Annotated in this window: 15 protein-coding genes; 14 read left to right on the top strand and 1 reads right to left on the bottom strand. The window is 64.2% G+C overall.

The genetic code is table 11. From position 1 onward, the window contains the following. Positions 1-141: 141 nt before the first annotated feature. From OWC48_RS00540 to OWC48_RS00475, 14 genes are all read left to right on the top strand, one after another. Positions 142-2,004 carry an NAD(P)/FAD-dependent oxidoreductase gene (locus OWC48_RS00540; protein WP_282518169.1) on the top strand — a complete coding sequence of 621 codons (1,863 nt, stop codon included), beginning with the start codon at positions 142-144 and terminating at the stop codon, positions 2,002-2,004. Beyond that, positions 2,001-2,807 carry a shikimate dehydrogenase gene (locus OWC48_RS00535; protein WP_282518168.1) on the top strand — a complete coding sequence of 269 codons (807 nt, stop codon included), beginning with the start codon at positions 2,001-2,003 and terminating at the stop codon, positions 2,805-2,807. The genes OWC48_RS00540 and OWC48_RS00535 overlap by 4 nt, the downstream gene beginning before the upstream one ends. Before the next feature lie 119 nt (positions 2,808-2,926). After that, a complete protein-coding gene (locus OWC48_RS00530; RefSeq protein WP_282518167.1) occupies positions 2,927-3,757 on the top strand; it encodes a lytic transglycosylase domain-containing protein in 831 nt (276 codons plus the stop codon). Positions 3,758-3,862: 105 nt separating this feature from the next. Continuing rightward, positions 3,863-4,084 (top strand): hypothetical protein, encoded by a 222-nt coding sequence (locus tag OWC48_RS00525; RefSeq protein WP_014496049.1) that lies wholly within the window; start codon positions 3,863-3,865, stop codon positions 4,082-4,084. A 12-nt stretch (positions 4,085-4,096) separates the two neighbouring features. Beyond that, a complete protein-coding gene (locus tag OWC48_RS00520) occupies positions 4,097-4,519 on the top strand; it encodes a hypothetical protein (RefSeq protein ID WP_282518166.1) in 423 nt (140 codons plus the stop codon). A 387-nt stretch (positions 4,520-4,906) separates the two neighbouring features. Then, positions 4,907-5,353, top strand: coding sequence for a MaoC family dehydratase (locus OWC48_RS00515; protein ID WP_014496047.1), 447 nt, complete (start codon positions 4,907-4,909; stop codon positions 5,351-5,353). 101 nt (positions 5,354-5,454) lie between these two features. Then, entirely contained in the window at positions 5,455-5,967 is a 513-nt protein-coding gene (locus OWC48_RS00510; RefSeq protein ID WP_282518165.1) for a hypothetical protein, read from the top strand. 289 nt (positions 5,968-6,256) lie between these two features. Further along, complete coding sequence (locus OWC48_RS00505; protein ID WP_282518941.1) at positions 6,257-7,414, top strand: LuxR C-terminal-related transcriptional regulator; 1,158 nt, start codon at positions 6,257-6,259, stop codon at positions 7,412-7,414. Between the two features lie 209 nt (positions 7,415-7,623). Beyond that, positions 7,624-8,598, top strand: a complete 975-nt coding sequence (locus OWC48_RS00500; RefSeq protein WP_282518164.1) for an AraC family transcriptional regulator — start codon at positions 7,624-7,626, stop codon at positions 8,596-8,598. A 135-nt stretch (positions 8,599-8,733) separates the two neighbouring features. Continuing rightward, positions 8,734-8,982, top strand: coding sequence for a DUF6894 family protein (locus OWC48_RS00495; RefSeq protein ID WP_282518163.1), 249 nt, complete (start codon positions 8,734-8,736; stop codon positions 8,980-8,982). Positions 8,983-9,089: 107 nt separating this feature from the next. After that, a complete protein-coding gene (locus OWC48_RS00490; protein WP_282518162.1) occupies positions 9,090-10,202 on the top strand; it encodes a helix-turn-helix transcriptional regulator in 1,113 nt (370 codons plus the stop codon). Between the two features lie 108 nt (positions 10,203-10,310). Continuing rightward, the gene (locus tag OWC48_RS00485; protein ID WP_282518161.1) at positions 10,311-11,429 is read left to right on the top strand and encodes a helix-turn-helix transcriptional regulator; all 1,119 of its coding nucleotides are present in this window, start codon (positions 10,311-10,313) and stop codon (positions 11,427-11,429) included. A 231-nt stretch (positions 11,430-11,660) separates the two neighbouring features. After that, on the top strand, positions 11,661-11,918 hold the full coding sequence (locus OWC48_RS00480) for a hypothetical protein (RefSeq protein ID WP_282518160.1): 258 nt from the start codon (positions 11,661-11,663) through the stop codon (positions 11,916-11,918). A 193-nt stretch (positions 11,919-12,111) separates the two neighbouring features. Beyond that, the gene (locus OWC48_RS00475; RefSeq protein ID WP_282518159.1) at positions 12,112-12,840 is read left to right on the top strand and encodes a sulfite exporter TauE/SafE family protein; all 729 of its coding nucleotides are present in this window, start codon (positions 12,112-12,114) and stop codon (positions 12,838-12,840) included. Here OWC48_RS00475 and OWC48_RS00470 read toward each other — a convergent pair. After that, positions 12,837-16,037, bottom strand: a complete 3,201-nt coding sequence (locus tag OWC48_RS00470) for an efflux RND transporter permease subunit (RefSeq protein WP_282518158.1) — start codon at positions 16,035-16,037, stop codon at positions 12,837-12,839. The two genes, OWC48_RS00475 and OWC48_RS00470, sit on opposite strands and share 4 nt — an antisense overlap. Between the last annotated feature and the right edge of the window lie 56 nt (positions 16,038-16,093).

Genomic DNA, 16,093 nt, shown 5'->3' with positions numbered 1-16,093 from the left:
TGCGTGGCGTATGCTTGTGATTTACGTGCGAGGTTAGCGGAACGTCACGGGACGTTCACGCAAAAAGCGAGCGACGCGATTGCATGCGTCACTTTTTCGGGGCTAACTGATCCGAAGCAGCGTCCGCCGCGGAGGAAATCGATGTCAGCGGAAAGACACAAGACCGGCGCAGCCGGCGAATCTACGGTCGATATTTCCGCACTCCGTGCGCGCTATCGCGACGAGCGCGACCGGCGTTTGCGCGCCGAGGGCAAGGCGCAATATGTCGAGGTCACAGGCGATTTCGGCCGCTACCTCGACGATCCCTGGGCCGATCCCGGGTTTGCGCGCGCTTCGGTCAGGGAAGAAACCGAAGTTCTCATCGTTGGCGGCGGCTTCGGCGGCCTGCTCTGCGGCGCCCGCCTGCGCGAGGCCGGCATCGAGGATTTTCGTCTCGTGGAAAAGGCCGCCGATTTCGGCGGCACCTGGTACTGGAATCGTTATCCCGGGGCGGCCTGCGATACCGAGAGCTACATCTATCTGCCGCTGCTGGAAGAGACCGGCTACATGCCGGTGCGCAAATATGCGCGCGCGCCCGAGATCTACGAACACTCCCGCCGCATCGGCCGTCACTTCGGCCTCTACGAGCGCGCGCTGTTTCAGACCATCGTCTCGCGGATGGAATGGCAGGAGCAGGAGGGACGCTGGTTGGTCGAGACCGACCGCGGCGATCGCATCTGCGCGCGCTTCGTCATTCTCGCCGGGGGCCCGCTGAGCCGTCCGAAGCTGCCGGGCATTCCCGGCATCGAGACCTTCAGGGGACACAGCTTCCACACCAGCCGCTGGGACTATGGCTACACCGGCGGCACGGCCGAAGGCGGTCTCACAGGTCTCGCCGACAAGCGCGTCGGCATCATTGGCACTGGCGCGACCGCCGTGCAATGCGTGCCGCATCTCGGCCGCTCGGCGAAAGAGCTCTACGTCTTCCAGCGCACGCCATCGGCGATCGGTGTGCGCGACGACCGTCCGACGGACGCAGACTGGGCGCAGAGCCTCAAGCCCGGCTGGCAGCGCGAGCGCATGGACAATTTCACCGCGGTGATCTCGGGCGAGCCGTTCGAACGGGACCTGGTCCAGGACGGCTGGACCGGCCTGCTTGGCGAGATCCTGCTCGCGCCGCGCCGCCAGCCGCAGCCGGTGACCTCGCTCGAAGAGGCGTTGAAGGTCATCGAGCAGGCCGACTACCGCAAGATGGAAGAGATCCGCGCGCGCGTCGATACCGTGGTGAAGGACGAAGCCGCCGCGGCGGCGCTCAAGCCCTGGTACAAGGCGTTCTGCAAGCGCCCATGCTTCCACGACGAATATCTCGACACCTTCAATCGTCCCAACGTGCATCTGGTCGACACCAGGGGCGAGGGCGTCGAGCGCATCACCGAGAACGCCGTCGTGGTTGACGGCAAGGCCCATGAGCTCGACTGCCTGATCTATGCCAGCGGCTTCGAGGTCGGCACTGACTATGCCCGCCGCATGGGCTTCGAGGTTTACGGCCGCGACGGTGTGAGCCTGTCCGAGCGATGGCGCGATGGCGTCAAGACGCTGCATGGCTTCTACAGTCGCGGCTTCCCGAATTGCTTCCTGATCGTCACGGTGCAGGCCGGCCAGAGCGCCAATTTTCCGCACATCATCGACGAGCAGTCGCAGCACATCGCCTATGTGATCGCGGAGGCGCGCAAGCGCAAAGCGCGGACGCTGGAGCCGACGCTCGCCGCCGAGAACGCCTGGGTCGACGAAGTCGTCAAGGCCGCGCTCGGCCGCCAGACCTATCTGGCCGAGTGCACGCCGGGCTATTACAACAACGAGGGCGTGTTCGATCCGATCGCGGCAAGAAACAGCCAGTACTGGCGCGGGCCGGTGGCGTTCCTGCGGCTGCTCGACAAATGGCGCAAGGAAGGCAATCTGGATGGGCTGGAATTGACTGAGGGGACCGAGGCGGGCGGCTCTCAGGTTCCGGCCTCAACGGTATGATCCCGGCCCCATCAGGCGCGACGCGGCTCTACGTCATCGTCGGCGATCCCATCGCACAGGTGCGCTCGCCGGCAGGCGTAACAGCCGCCTTCGCCGCGCGCGGCCATGACGGCATTCTCGTGCCGGTCCAGGTTTCGGCTGCTGACCTCGCTGATTTCCTTTCGCTGGCGACGCGGCTGAAGAACCTCGACGGCATCGTCGTGACCATCCCGCACAAATTCGCCTGCTACCAGGCCTGCGTCAGTGCGACCGAGCGCGCACATTTCCTGCGCACGGCGAACCTGATGCGCCGGCGCGGCGACCGCTCCTGGCATGGCGACATGGTGGACGGCCTCGGTTTCGTCGGTGCGGCGCGGGCGAAGGGGATCGATCCCGGCGGCATGCGGGCACTGCTCGTCGGCGCCGGCGGCGCAGGATCGGCGATCGCGCTTGCGCTGGTCGAAGCCGGTGTGAGCGATCTCGCGATTCACGACAGCGTGCCCGAGCGCCGCGACGCACTGATCGGCCGGCTCAACGGGCTCGGCAGAACGCCCGTGCGGATCGGTACCGGGGATCCCGCGGGCTTCGATTTCGTCGCCAATGCGACACCCGCCGGGATGAAGGAGGGCGATCCGCTGCCGGTCGATGTCGCGCGGCTGGCGCCGACTGCCTATTGCGGCTGCGTCATCACAAAGCCCGAAGTCTCGCCCTTCATCGCTGCCGCCCGCAGGATCGGCTGCGTGACCGGGACCGGTACGGACATGTATGAGCAGCACCAGGGCATCATGGTGGATTTCCTGCTCGGCCGCGACGGGGAAAGGTAGGCCGTCATCCCGGTGTCAAGGCACAGGTTGCGCCGGATGGGGCTTGAGCGATCAGGGCCGACGTAGGATCATGGGCCCGCGCGAGCCGGTCGCGCACGTTTATGTGAGAGGACCAGGGAATGACCAAGGGCAGGACCGTTGCGACGGCCATGATCGGCGCTGCAGCGCTGCTTCTCGCGCTGGCGCCCATGTCCCTGATATCCATGGCCCACGCCGCCACATGCGGCCGCTCCCCGGCGGGCTTTGAGGCCTGGAAGCGCGAGTTCAGCGCGGAGGCGCAGGGCAAGGGCGTCGGCCAGACCGCGCTCGCGGCGCTGATGCAGACCAATTACGCCGGTGCCACGATCGCAGCCGACCGCGGCCAGCGCAGTTTTTCCCTGACGCTCGACCAGTTCCTCGCCAAGCGCGGCGCCACCACCATCGTCGCCAAGGGGCGGCAGCTCAAGCAGTCGCAGGCCGCCTTGTTCGCCTCGATCCAGCAGCGCTACGGCGTCCCGCCCGGGCCGTTGATCGCGATCTGGGGCATGGAGACCGGTTTCGGCAGCCAGCGCGGCAACCAGAACATGTTGTCGTCGATCGCGACCCTTGCCTATGACTGCCGCCGTCCCGAATTCTTCACCGACCAGCTCTATGCCGCCCTCAAGCTGATTGACCGCGGCACGCTGTCGGGGGCGACCCGCGGCTCCATGCACGGCGAGGTCGGCCAGACCCAGTTCATGCCCAAGAACATCCTGGCCTATGGCACCGGCAATCTCGAGGTTGCCGCCAATGCGCTGAACTCGACGGCGAATTTCCTGAAAGCTCATGGCTGGCGCGCAGGAGCCGGTTACCAGCCGGGCGAACCGAATTTTGCCGCTATCGAGGCTTGGAATGCTGCCGGCGTCTATCAGAAGGCAATCGCCTTGATGGGACGGCAGATCGACGAAGGAGGGGCGGCCGCGTCGCGTTGAGGCCGCATGAAGGCTCGGCCGCGCAGGAGAAAGTTCTTGCGTTGAGGAACTGACGGCACGAGGTTTGCTTTGATCGGGGGCGGGGCTGGCATGAGGAGACTCAATATGGCTACCCAGATCGTGATGGACCAGACTGGTGACACGCGCCACGAGTTTGATCCTGACAATGCCGAAGCGCTGGCGCGAGCCGAACGGCGCTTTCGTGAGCTGACCGGAGCGGGCTTCACCGCCGCCTATCGAACCGGACCCGGTGAAGTCACCCGTATCAAGTCATTCGATCCGACCGCGCAGGAAACGCTGTTCTATCCCCGCCTGGTCGGCGGTTGATCTGAGCTGCTCATGATCGCGGCAGTTTGGCTCCGCGCGCCGGCGCGTGCGCGTCTGCATGCGCTGCGCGAGCTCTATCGGCGGTTCTTCGGCGAGAACACGCCGGATGCCCGCGGCCGCCGGCTTTTGGCCGAATGGCTGTCGCCGGCACAGCATGCGCAATTCGAGCAGCATCGGTATTTCGATGTCATCGGCTGTGATACCGGCAAGCGGTATCGCATCCACTACGGCACGGCCGCCAATGTCCATGAGATCGACGACGAGGGGCGTGCGGCGATGGGATGGTGCTTCGTCCCGTCAGGCTTTCTCGTGCCCGGCGACGTGATGCTGGCGCAGAAGGTCGCGCTCGAGACCGACGAGAGCGCGGCAATCGCGCTCGCCAACCGGTTTCCGCCGGCCACGCATTCGGAGCACTTCTACCGGCGCCCGTTCTAGCGGCCGGAGGGCGTACCGATCAGGAGTGCGTGGTACGGTAGGCATCCAACGCATGCGCCGCGAAGACAGCGACGCTGCAAAGGGCGAGCACGGCTGAGATCAGCTCGATCATAGCTTATCCTCCCGCAGCGGCTGGGAGACGAGATTTTGGCAACAGGCATAATCCAGGATCAGGTCGAGGAAGAATTGCATGGTGGCCGTCCCTGTATGATTTTGACAACCAGATAACCGGCCATCTGTTTCAGGCGTGTTTCGTCGTTTTGGGAAACGGGTTTCGCGGGGAACCCGGGGCTGGTTTGTGCACCGCAGACCCGCTACATCCCGCGCTGCTCGGTCCTTCAGCCGGGCCTTTCGGGCGGGCGGCCAATCATATTGCGAGGCAAAATCATGGCGCAGGTCGAGTGGTTCGACGATCTCACCATCGGAATGCGGTTCAAATCCCCCGAGGTCCAAGTCACCGAAGCCGACATCAAGCGCTTTGCAGCCGAGTTCGATCCGCAGCCGATGCATCTCGACCACGAGGCCGCCAAGCAGACCTTGTTCAACGGCCTGGCTGCATCAGGATGGCACACCGCCGCGATCGCCATGAACCTCGCGATCCAGGCCCGCCCGTTCGGCCCGCATCCGCTGATCGGCGCGGGCGTCGATGGCCTGCGCTGGACCATCCCGGTACGGCCCAATGACCGCCTGCATCTCGTCGGCGAGGTCATGAGCCTGACGCCGTCGAAGTCGAAGCCGCAGGGCATCGCGCTGGTGAAATGGACCATGTTCAACCAGAACGGCGAGGAGGTTTACACCTTCACTCCGATCGCCATCATCCCCCGGCGGGTGTAGGGCCGGCGACGTTCCAGCATCGGCCCGGATCAGCCTCCTCGAGCCCTTGCGGGCTGCAGGCTGAGGTGGTCATCTCCGCGTGGGGAACGCTGGAGGCTGACATGAGACGATTCCTTCTTGCCGCTTTGCTGACCGCGGGCGCCCTGGGCGCGGCCGTCTCGAGCACAGGGTCGGCGCTCGCGCAGCAATCCAGGGTCGGCGACTGGACCATCGAGAAGCGCACGCAGGACACGCATTGCAATGCGAGCCGCGGCTACAAGGACAAGGAGGACGAGAACCGCGACTACGTCATCGTCATCACCTATTCCGAGAAGGCCATCGTGATCGTGATGATCTATGACGGTTGGGAGTGGGACAAGGTCGGCGAGATCCTCCGAGCCGACCTCGGCACCGATGACGCCGATATCATGAAGAAGGCGAAGTGGGAGGTCATGGACAAGACCACCGTGCGCGGCATCTTCGAATACGACCAGTCGATCATGGACCGGCTGTCGAAGGCCAGGCGTCTCTCGCTCGATTTCGAGGACGATGACGAGGATAGCATCGAGATGCAGATCCCGCGCGCCGGCGAGGCGCTCGCCGCGCTGAAGTTCTGCGAGGAAAATCGGAAATAGAGTGCTCCGCCGCGCACAGTGCGCGCGATCGAGCAAGCAGCGCGAGGGCGCGTGACCCACAGCACACAGCCCGCGCGCTGTTCGCTTTTATCCTAGTCTTTGGCGAAAACGTCCAAGCCGCACCCTGCGGTTGACGTTACGCAAGGACGATGTCCGATATTTTAGCATCTCGCTGCACTGCCTTTTCCACGCCGAAGGCGACGATTGACCGCTCCGTCGCCTCTGCCAATTTCCAATGCGCAAGCTCCCTTCGTCACCGGGACGGCACGCCGATCGCATCGTCCTTCCGATGACGATCCTCCAGGCAAACCGGTTCTCGTCTCTCGTCGGCGAGATCTACGATGCGGCGGTCGATCCTGCGCTGCGCAGCGGCGCGCTGGAACAGGTTTCCCATTTCGTCGGCGGGTGTGCCGCGACCATCCTGTCCCGAGATGCGGCAAGGCTCTCGATCGAGATTCACCAGCATTTTGGCACCGAATCCCGCTTCCGTAAGCTCTATCGCGACAGATATGTCGAGCAGGATCCTCTGCTCGATCGTCATCTCGCTTTTGCGGCCGGGCAGGCCATCGGCGTGACCGATATCATGCCGCATGCGGATTTCGTGGCCACGAGCTTCTATCGCGAGTGGGTCGAGCCGCAGGGCGCGATCGATCTCGCGACCGTCGCGCTCGAGAGATCGGACGCGCGTACCACGGTGTTGCAGGTGTTGCGCCACCGATCCCGCGGAACCGTCGACGAGGCGATGCGCGAACGCATGCGGCTGCTCGCACCCCATATCCAGCGTTCCAGGATCATGGGCCGACAGATCAGGGCGCGCTCGCACACGGTGGACGACCTTGCCGATGTCCTCGACGGCCTCAGCACGGCGATCTGCCTGCTCGATGCGGATGGCCGGGTCGTCCACGCCAATGCGGCGTGCCGGCAGCTGTTCGTCGATGCAAACCTGCTCGCGATGGTCGGCGACCGGATCGTGGTCCGCAACACCCAGGCCGACAAATCATTCCGCGGCCTGTTTGAAGTCGCCGCAGATGGCGAAGCTCATCCGGCTGGTCGCCGCCGCATCGAGCTCGCGACGTCGGCGGATGGTCAGCACTATCTCGTCCATGCCCTCCGATTGAAGCGGGAGCGCAGCCTGCCGCGAGACGTCGCGGCTACGGTGCTTCTCGTACAGAAGGCGGTGATGGTGCCATCACTCGTGCCCGACGCCATTGCTGCTGCCTTCAGGCTGACGCCGTCCGAGTTGCGCGTGCTGATGGCCATCGTCGAGGTCGGCGGCGTTCCCGATATCGCGGCAAAGCTCGGCATTGCCGAGACGACGGTGAAGACGCATCTCGGTCGCCTGTTCGAGAAGACCGGTGCCGGCAGGCAGGCCGACCTCGTGAAGATCGCGGCCGGCTTCGCTGCACCGTTTGCACAGCGAACGAGCCGCGACGACGACACCGTGTGATTCATTTCACAGCGCGGGCCGCGCGGCGATGCAATCTCAATCCATTGTGATGAGCAGGATCGTCAGGTCCTCCGAACGTACGACGCGCGTCATTTGATACTTTCGTATATGGCGCCACTTGAACGAGAACGGCAGCGTGCGCCACCGGACGCGGGTGCGGGAGAGGACAGCGCGTGGCCGGGCCTGCCCAGTTGGTTGGAGAAATTGCAGTGAGCGGCAAGGACGAATTTTCCATTCTCGAAGTTTCAACGGACCACATTCCCGAAGACGAGCGCGTGCCGCTGCTGCGCGAATTCTACTGCCGTGGCGTGCTCAAGGCCGAGGTCGAGCCGACGGACGAAAAGCCGTTTGCGGCGAGCCTCACATCCCACGCCCTGCCGGACGTCCAGCTGGTGATCGGCGGGCTGGTCGGAGCGCGGGTCATCCGTACCAAGCAACTGGTCGTCGACGGCAACGACAGCCTCGGCCTGATGATCAACCGATCCGGCATCGTCGAAGTATCCGCGCGAGGACGAGATCTGCGGCTTCATCCCGGTGACGCGGTTCTGACGAGCGCGGAGGATGCGACGATCTACGAACGCCTCTCGCTTGGAAATTGCCTGTCGTTGCGCGTGCCGCGGCGGGTGCTGGCGCCCATGATCGTGGACATCGACGACACGGTGATGCGGATCATTCCGGAGCGCGCCGCCGGACTTCGACTGCTGGTCGACTACGCGACCTCGCTGGTGCGCGAGCGCGCGCTCGCGGTGCCCGCATTGCGCCAGCTCGCGGTTGCGCATCTCCATGATCTGATGGCGCGTGTTCTTGGCGCGACGGATGAGGTTCACGAGCTGGCCGGACGCCGAGGCGTCAGGGCCGCGCGGCTACGGAAGATGAAGTCCTTCATCGCCAACAATTGCTGGCATCAGGACCTCTCGGTCGCGACCGTGGCGCAGGAATTCGGCGTCACCACACGTTATCTCCAGCGGCTGTTCGAAGCCGACGGCAAGACGTTCTCGTCCTTCCTGACCGAGCAGCGCCTCAAACGCGCGCATCGCATGCTGCGCGAGCCTGACTTCGCCGGGCGGCCGGTGAGCTCGATCGCCTACGACGTGGGCTTCGGCGATCTCTCTTATTTCAATCGTTGTTTCCGGCGGGCCTATGGCGCGACGCCCAGCGGCGTCAGGAGCGGCGAAGTGCTGTGACCGCGCGGTGCGCTGTTCGTGCGACCAGACAGGTGCCTATCGCAGTGCGCCGCATTCGGCCGACTACGTCTTCTAAGCGCGAGGAGTAGAACGATGACGCTGTGTTTCGGACGACGCCTGTAGTTGGAGTTGTGAATGCGCCGCTTCTTCTTTGATCTCCTGGTCGACAATGTCGTGAAGATCGATCCGGGCGGCATGGTCTTCGAGCAGGCCAGGGCCACGTTCGTCGTGGCCGACGAGATGGCGAGACATCTGTTCGTTTGGCGCGACGATCTGCGTGATCGCGACGCCTGGATCCGCGTCAGGGATGCGGGCGGGCGAGAGGTCTATCGCGCGGCGGTCTGGTCGGAAAATTCCGAGAAGGTCGGCTGGGACCAGGCATGACCGTTCCGGCTTCACCTTCCGGGGCGGCGCCTCCTCCGATCGGAGGACGCCGCATGCTGTGGTTGTGGTATGCTTGGTGATATTGATCACTCAGGCCATTTCACGCCATGCACGGACCACGGAAGCTGCCCGAACTGGTCGAGTCCATCTATGACGCGGGGCTCGATCCCTGGCTGTGGAACAACGCCGTCGCCGGCATCCGCGATTTCGTCGGCGGACAGGCCTGCGGGCTGTTTTCCAAGGATTCGATCAGCAAATTCGGCGTGACCCATTATTATTGCGGGGCCGACCCGCACTATATCCGGCTCTATTCAGAAACCCATTCGAAGTTCGATCCGCTGACGGTGCTGCCGCCGCATGGCGAGATCGTCAGCATCCCCGATCTCGTCAATTTCGATGAATACCGGAGAGGGCGCTTTTACCAGGAGTGGATGCAGCCGCAGGGTTGCAGCGACGCGGCCAACGTTGTGCTCGAGAAATCGAGCTGTCCCGTGATGATGACGGTGCTGTCGGGCCGGCGCATGGTGGACCCGGCGATGAAGCATCGGCTCTCGCTGATTGTGCCGCACGCGAGCCGCGCGCTGCTGATCAACCGCGCCATCACCTCGCAACTGACACTGGCGACGGCGCTGGCGGATGTTCTGGACAATCTGGCGTCCGGCATCTTCCTGCTCGATGCCTTTTGCCGGGTGGTGCATGCGAATTCGGCCGGCCACGCCTTGCTTGCCGCCGACGATGTGGTTCGGTCCGTTGCCGGGCAGCTCGTAGCCAGCAGTGCGGAGGCCAATCAGACCCTGCGCGAGGCGCTTGCGACCGGCAGCGAAATTGTCCTGCTTGCCGCGAAGGACCGTGCGATTCCGCTGTTGTCACCCAGCGGCGAGCGTTATGTCGCGCATATCCTGCCGCTGTCGTCCGTGCTGCGCGATGGCGGCGAGCGGGTGGTCGATGCGGTCGGTGCGCTGCTCCTGCGCAGGGTGTCGCTTGGCGGACAGTCCTATGGCGAGCTGATCGCACGGACCTTCGATCTCACGCCGGCCGAGCTGCGCGTGTTCCTGTCGATCGTCGAGGTCGGTGGTGTCCCGGAAACGGCGGCAGCGCTCGGTATCGCAGAAACCACGGCGAAGACGCATCTGCATCGGGTGTTTGCCAAGACCGGCGTTTCGCGTCAGGCCGATCTCGTCAAGCTCGCGGCCGGATTCTCCAACCCGCTCGTCAACTGATCGGTCAATCGCGGTCGGGGTTGAACCTTTTGCTCCCGCGATAGACTCAATTGTGCCGCCGGGCATGACGAACATTTCGCTATCTCCAAGTCACCATTGGCTGTTCTGATGTCCCGACCTCCCAAACAGTCCGAGTTGATCGAGAACATATATGACGCGGGTCTCCACCCTGAGTTGTGGAGCGACGTCGTCGTCAAGCTCAATGCGTTCATCGGCAGCCAGGCGTGCGGGCTGATTTCGAAGGATCCGGTCAGCAAGTCCGGCGCGACGCATTATTACTGCGGTGTCGATCCGCACTACATCCAGCTCTATGCCGAGACCTATGCCCAGTACGACCCGCTGGCGCGGCTGCCTCGCTATGGCGAGGTTCGTAACATCCCCGATCTCGTGAATTTCGACGAATATCGCCGCGGGCGGTTCTATCAGGAATGGCTGCGGCCTCAGGGCTGCGTCGATGTCGCCGGCGTGGTTCTGGAACAGTCGAAGTCGCCGTGTCCGATGCTGATCACCGTGATCCCCGGCAAGCGGATGCTCGATGCGGAGCAGCGGGCGCGGATGCAATTCCTGGTTCCGCATGCGAGCCGGGCGCTGCTGATCAACCGGGCGATCGAGCGGAAGCAGCAGCGGGCGATCGCGCTCGCCGATGTCGTGGACCGGCTGAATGCCGGCGTCATCCTGCTCGATACGGCCTGCAACATCGTCCACAGCAATCCCGCCGCGGACACGTTGCTCGCCGCCGATGATGTCCTGCGGTCCGTCGCGGGCCGGCTGGCGGCACGATCTTCCGCGGCAAATTCGGCGCTGCGCGATATCTTTCGTGACGCAGGCGAGGTCGCCGTCGCGGCGGCCGCCGGGCGAAAGATTCCGCTGATGTCGCATGACGGCTCCTACTACGTCGCGCACGTCATCGCACTGCCGTCGTTGTTGCGTGAAGGTGCCGCGGAGCGCACGTCGGCGGTCGGCGCCTTGTTCATCTGGAAGGCGGAACTCGACGGCCGCTCATGTGCCGGCCTCATCGACCGCGCGTTCGAGTTGACCCCTGCGGAGCTGAGGGTCCTGCAATCGATCGTCGAGGTCGGCGGCGTGCCGGAGACAGCCGTGGCGCTCGGCATCGCGGAGACGACGGTGAAGACGCATCTGCATCGGGTGTTCGCGAAGACCGGCGTCTCGCGTCAGGCCGATCTCGTCAAGCTCGCGGCTGGATTCTCCAATCCGGTTCTGCACTGACGCGCTTTCCGAAGGCGCAGGCGAGTCGCTCCGTCTCGCGATAGGTTCAAACAGCAGCATCATTAGAAAGTTATCGCGGGTCGTTCGATCGAATGACGCGATTCTCCGCGCTCTCTTCTACGAGAACTCACACGTTGTCTTGTTCGACGCGTTCGATTGTCGTGTGAAGCAACTCACAGCAAGCGGAAGTGAACCTCATCAATCTCTCGCGCAAGTTGAGAGGAGATTGTCATGCGAAAGGCGTCACCAGCTCCGGCCGGCAAGTTTCGCGACATCGTCGCCCGCATCGGAGCGGCATTCCGCGCGCAGCGCGAGATCGACGCGAAGCGCGCGCTACGGCGCTACGGCCATTTGCTGGAGCAGCCGCATGAAACGTCGCGTTTGAATGAAATTATTCCCGTCTGCAATGAAGAGGATACTTTTGAAAATGCCAACAGAGTTGATCCGCGCGAGCGCGCGGCCGGCCGCACCACGTTCGAACGGGCGTAACGTCAATATTGTCGCCGCCGCGCTGACGGCGGCGCTCGTCACGCTTCAACTGGTCGGGCTGGCAATGCTGGCGCGTTCGCACGCGCAGCCGGTCGCTCGGCCTCTCCTGAATTCGCACGATGCGGAGCTCTGCACCGGGACTGCCGATGTCCCTGCGACGCAGACACCCTACGACTGAGCCGGAGAACGCATCGTGCCTGATATCACGACCAGCCTTCTCGTGAGTGTCGCCGTGTTCGCCGGCGCCTTCGTCTCGGGGCTCTCGGGCTTCGCGTTCTCGGCCGTGGCGGGCGCGATTCTGCTTCGCGTGTTTCAGCCGCTGGAGGCCGTGCCGCTGATGATGGCGTGCAGCATCGGCGTGCAGGCCACCAATCTGTGGGCGCTTCGGCGCAGCATCCGGTGGGAGGGCAGTCTGCTGCTGATCGTCGGCGGATTGATCGGCGTTCCCATCGCGGTGTCGCTGTTGCAATCCACGGACACGCATCTGCTGCGGCGCGGCTTCGGCATCATCGTCGCGCTCTATGCGGCCTACATGTTGCTGCGACCGACGTTGGTCACGGCCGGCGAAGCCGTCGGCCGGCACTGGGTCGCACTGATCGGATTCGGGGGAGGGCTGATCGGCGGCCTGACCGCGATGCCCGGCGCAATCCCCACAATCTGGTGCGACATGCGCGGCATGCCTAAGAGCGAGCAGCGCGGCCTGGTGCAGCCCTTCATCGCCGCGATGCAGGTCTTTGCGATCGCGTTGCTGGTCGGGCACCAGGACCTGTCGTCCAAGGTGTTCGTCGACCTCGCGATCAGCCTGCCGGCACTGTTCGCCGGCTCAGGGCTGGGTGTGATCGCCTTTCACCGGGTCAACGAGACGGTCTTTCGCAAGACCGTGCTCGTTCTGTTGTTGCTTTCAGGGATTTCCCTGATCTAGTGCCCTTGGACTTCGTGAAGGCCCTGGACCGGCGCGGCGCTGGTGTCGCTGCTGTGATGCACCAGCGGTTTGTTGCCGGTGATGGTTCTGAGCAGCACATAGAACACCGGTGTCAGGAACAGGCCGAACACGGTGACGCCGATCATGCCGGAGAACACCGCGACGCCCATCGCGCGTCGCATCTCCGAGCCCGCGCCGGTCGAGAGCACGAGCGGCAAGACGCCCATGATGAACGCCATCGACGTCATCAGGATCGGACGCAGCCGTAAGCGGCTCGCCTCGATCGCGGCCCGGATCGGCGTGCGTCCCGCGAATTCGAGCTCACGCGCGAATTCGACGATCAGGATGGCGTTCTTGGCGGAGAGGCCGACCAGCACGATCAATCCGATCTGGGTAAAGACGTTGTTGTCGCCCTTCGTGATCCAGACGCCGAACATCGCCGCCAATAGGCCCATCGGCACGATCATGATGATCGAGAGCGGCAGGGTCAGGCTCTCGTAGAGCGCGGCCAGCACTAGGAACACCAGCAGGATCGCCAGCGGGAACACCCAGAGGCCGGAATTGCCGGCGATGAACTCCTGATAGGTCAGGTCGGTCCATTCGAAGGCGAAGCCGGGCGGCAATGTCTCCGCCGCGATCCGCGTCGCGACCTCCTGGGCCTGCCCCGACGAAAAGCCGGGCGCAGCGGCCGCGTTGATGTCGGAGGACAGGAAGCCGTTGTAGCGGATCGCGCGCTCAGGTCCGGCGCTCTGGCGGATCGTCAGCAGCGCCGACAGCGGCACCATGTCGCCGGAGGACGAGCGGACCTTCAACTGCCTGATGTCGTCGGCGCGGGCGCGGAACGGCGCGTCGGCCTGGACGTAGACGGAATAGGTGCGGCCAAACTTGTTGAAGTCGTTGACGTAGTAGGAACCGAGGTAAATCTGGAGCGTGTTGAACACCTCGGTCACGGGCACGCCCAACTGGAGCGCCTTGGTGCGGTCGATGTCGGCAAAGAGCTGGGGCACGTTGACCTGGAAACTCGAGAACACGCCGGCGATCTCCGGCGCCTTCTGCATCGCCGTCATGAACGCCTTGGTCGCCTCGTTCAGCGCTTCATAGCCGAGACCGGCACGGTCCTCGATCTGGAGCTTGAAGCCGCCGATGGTGCCGAGGCCGTTGACCGGCGGCGGCGGGAACATGGCGATGAAGGCTTCCTGGATGCCGGAATATTTTTTGTTGAGGTCGGCCGCGATGGCATTCCCACTCAGGGCCGGCCCCTTGCGCTCGTCGAACGGTTTCAGCGTCGAGAACACGATGCCGGCATTGGACGAGTTGGTGAAGCCGGAGATCGACAGGCCGGGAAACGCGACAGAACTCTCGACGCCGGGCTGGGTCAGCGCGATGTCGCTCATCTTGCGGATCACCTCCTCGGTACGGTCGAGCGTGGCGCCATCGGGCAGCCGCGAGAAGCCGACCAGGTACTGCTTGTCCTGGCCGGGGACGAAGCCGCTCGGCACCTGCTGGAACAGCAAGGCGGTGAGGCCGACCAGCACCACATAGAGGCCCATCACCGCGGCCTTGCCCGAGATCACCTTGGTGACGGTGCCGCTGTAATTGTCCGACGAACGTGTGAAGGCCTTGTTGAAGCCGCGGAAGAACCAGCCGAGGCTCTTTTCCATGATGATCGTCAGCCGGTCCTTCGGCTCGTTGTGGCCCTTGAGCAGCAGCGCCGACAGGGCCGGCGAGAGCGTCAGCGAGTTGACGGCGGAGATCACGGTCGAGATCGCGATGGTCAGCGCGAACTGCTTGTAGAACTGCCCGGTCAGGCCGGAGATGAAGGCGAGCGGCACGAACACCGCGATCAGCACCATCGCGATCGCGATGATCGGACCGGAGACCTCGCGCATCGCCTGGTAGGTGGCGTCGCGCGGCGACAGTCCACCCTCGATGTTGCGCTCGACGTTCTCGACCACGACGATGGCGTCGTCGACGACGATGCCGATGGCGAGCACCAGGCCGAACAGGCTGAGCGCGTTGATGGAGAAGCCGAACACGTGCATCACGGCGAAGGTGCCGACGATCGACACGGGCACCGCCAGCAGCGGAATGATCGAGGCGCGCCAGGTCTGGAGGAACAGGATCACGACCAGCACCACCAGCGCGATCGCCTCCAGCAGCGTATGGATCACGGCCTCGATCGAGGAGCGCACGAACTGGGTGGGATCGTAGACGATCTGGTAGGACACGCCCTCCGGCATGTTCTTCTTGATCTCGGCCATGGTGGCGCGGACGTGGTCGGAGATCTCGAGCGCGTTGGAGCCCGGCGCCTGGAAGATCGGGATCGCCACCGCCTGCTTGTTGTCGAGCAGCGAACGCAGGCCGTATTCGGAGGCGCCAAGCTCGATGCGGGCGACGTCGCGTAAGCGAACCACTTCGCCGCGCGTGCCGGTCTTGACCACGATGTCGCCGAACTGCTCCTCGTTGGCGAGCCGTCCTTCCGCATTGACGGAGAGTTGCAGGTCGATGCCCTTGACGTTGGGGGAGGAGCCGACGACGCCGGCGGCGGCTTCGACGTTCTGCGCCTGGATCGACTTGACGATGTCGCTCGCGGTCAGGCCATGCTCGGCCGCCTTCTGCGGATCGACCCAGACCCGCATCGAATAATCGCCGGCGCCGTAGAGCTGGACGTCGCCGACGCCGTCGATGCGCGCCAGCCGGTCCTTGACGTTGAGGACGGCATAGTTGCGCAAATACGTCATGTCGTAGCGGTTGTTCGGCGACAGCAAATGCACGACCATGGTGAGGTCGGGGGACGATTTCTTGGTGATGATGCCGAGCTGACGCACCACGGCCGGCAGGCGCGGCTCGGCCTGCTGCACGCGGTTCTGCACCAGCTGCGTCGCCTTGTCAGGATCGGTGCCGAGCCGGAACGTCACCGTCAGCGTCATGGCGCCGTCGGTGGTCGCCTGGCTCGACATGTAGAGCATGCCTTCGACGCCGTTGATCTGCTCCTCGATCGGGGTTGCCACCGTCTCGGCGATCACCTTGGGATTGGCGCCGGGATAGGTCGCGCGCACCAGCACCGAGGGCGGCACCACGTCCGGATATTCCGAGATCGGCATCGCGAACAGCGAGATCAGGCCTGCGAGGAAGATCAGGACGGACAGCACGCCGGCGAAGATCGGACGGTCGATAAAGAACTTTGAGAGATTCATGGCTTTGCCCCTACGCGAGCGACAGCTCTCCCGTTACTCCGGGACGTAGGCGACGC

The sequence above is a fragment of the Bradyrhizobium sp. Arg816 genome (assembly GCF_029989365.1).
Taxonomy (GTDB): domain Bacteria; phylum Pseudomonadota; class Alphaproteobacteria; order Rhizobiales; family Xanthobacteraceae; genus Bradyrhizobium.
This window is presented reverse-complemented; position numbering and strand designations above follow the sequence as displayed.

Excerpts from the sequence above, each read along its gene's own strand:
- OWC48_RS00480 (WP_282518160.1), top strand. The coding sequence starts at position 11,661 with ATGCGAAAGGCGTCACCAGCTCCGGCCGGCAAGTTTCGCGACATCGTC.
- OWC48_RS00470 (WP_282518158.1), bottom strand. The coding sequence starts at position 16,037 with ATGAATCTCTCAAAGTTCTTTATCGACCGTCCGATCTTCGCCGGCGTG.
- OWC48_RS00505 (WP_282518941.1), top strand. The coding sequence starts at position 6,257 with ATGACGATCCTCCAGGCAAACCGGTTCTCGTCTCTCGTCGGCGAGATC.
- OWC48_RS00510 (WP_282518165.1), top strand. The coding sequence starts at position 5,455 with ATGAGACGATTCCTTCTTGCCGCTTTGCTGACCGCGGGCGCCCTGGGC.
- OWC48_RS00515 (WP_014496047.1), top strand. The coding sequence starts at position 4,907 with ATGGCGCAGGTCGAGTGGTTCGACGATCTCACCATCGGAATGCGGTTC.
- OWC48_RS00530 (WP_282518167.1), top strand. The coding sequence starts at position 2,927 with ATGACCAAGGGCAGGACCGTTGCGACGGCCATGATCGGCGCTGCAGCG.
- OWC48_RS00490 (WP_282518162.1), top strand. The coding sequence starts at position 9,090 with ATGCACGGACCACGGAAGCTGCCCGAACTGGTCGAGTCCATCTATGAC.
- OWC48_RS00535 (WP_282518168.1), top strand. The coding sequence starts at position 2,001 with ATGATCCCGGCCCCATCAGGCGCGACGCGGCTCTACGTCATCGTCGGC.
- OWC48_RS00495 (WP_282518163.1), top strand. The coding sequence starts at position 8,734 with ATGCGCCGCTTCTTCTTTGATCTCCTGGTCGACAATGTCGTGAAGATC.
- OWC48_RS00520 (WP_282518166.1), top strand. The coding sequence starts at position 4,097 with ATGATCGCGGCAGTTTGGCTCCGCGCGCCGGCGCGTGCGCGTCTGCAT.
- OWC48_RS00540 (WP_282518169.1), top strand. The coding sequence starts at position 142 with ATGTCAGCGGAAAGACACAAGACCGGCGCAGCCGGCGAATCTACGGTC.
- OWC48_RS00485 (WP_282518161.1), top strand. The coding sequence starts at position 10,311 with ATGTCCCGACCTCCCAAACAGTCCGAGTTGATCGAGAACATATATGAC.
- OWC48_RS00525 (WP_014496049.1), top strand. The coding sequence starts at position 3,863 with ATGGCTACCCAGATCGTGATGGACCAGACTGGTGACACGCGCCACGAG.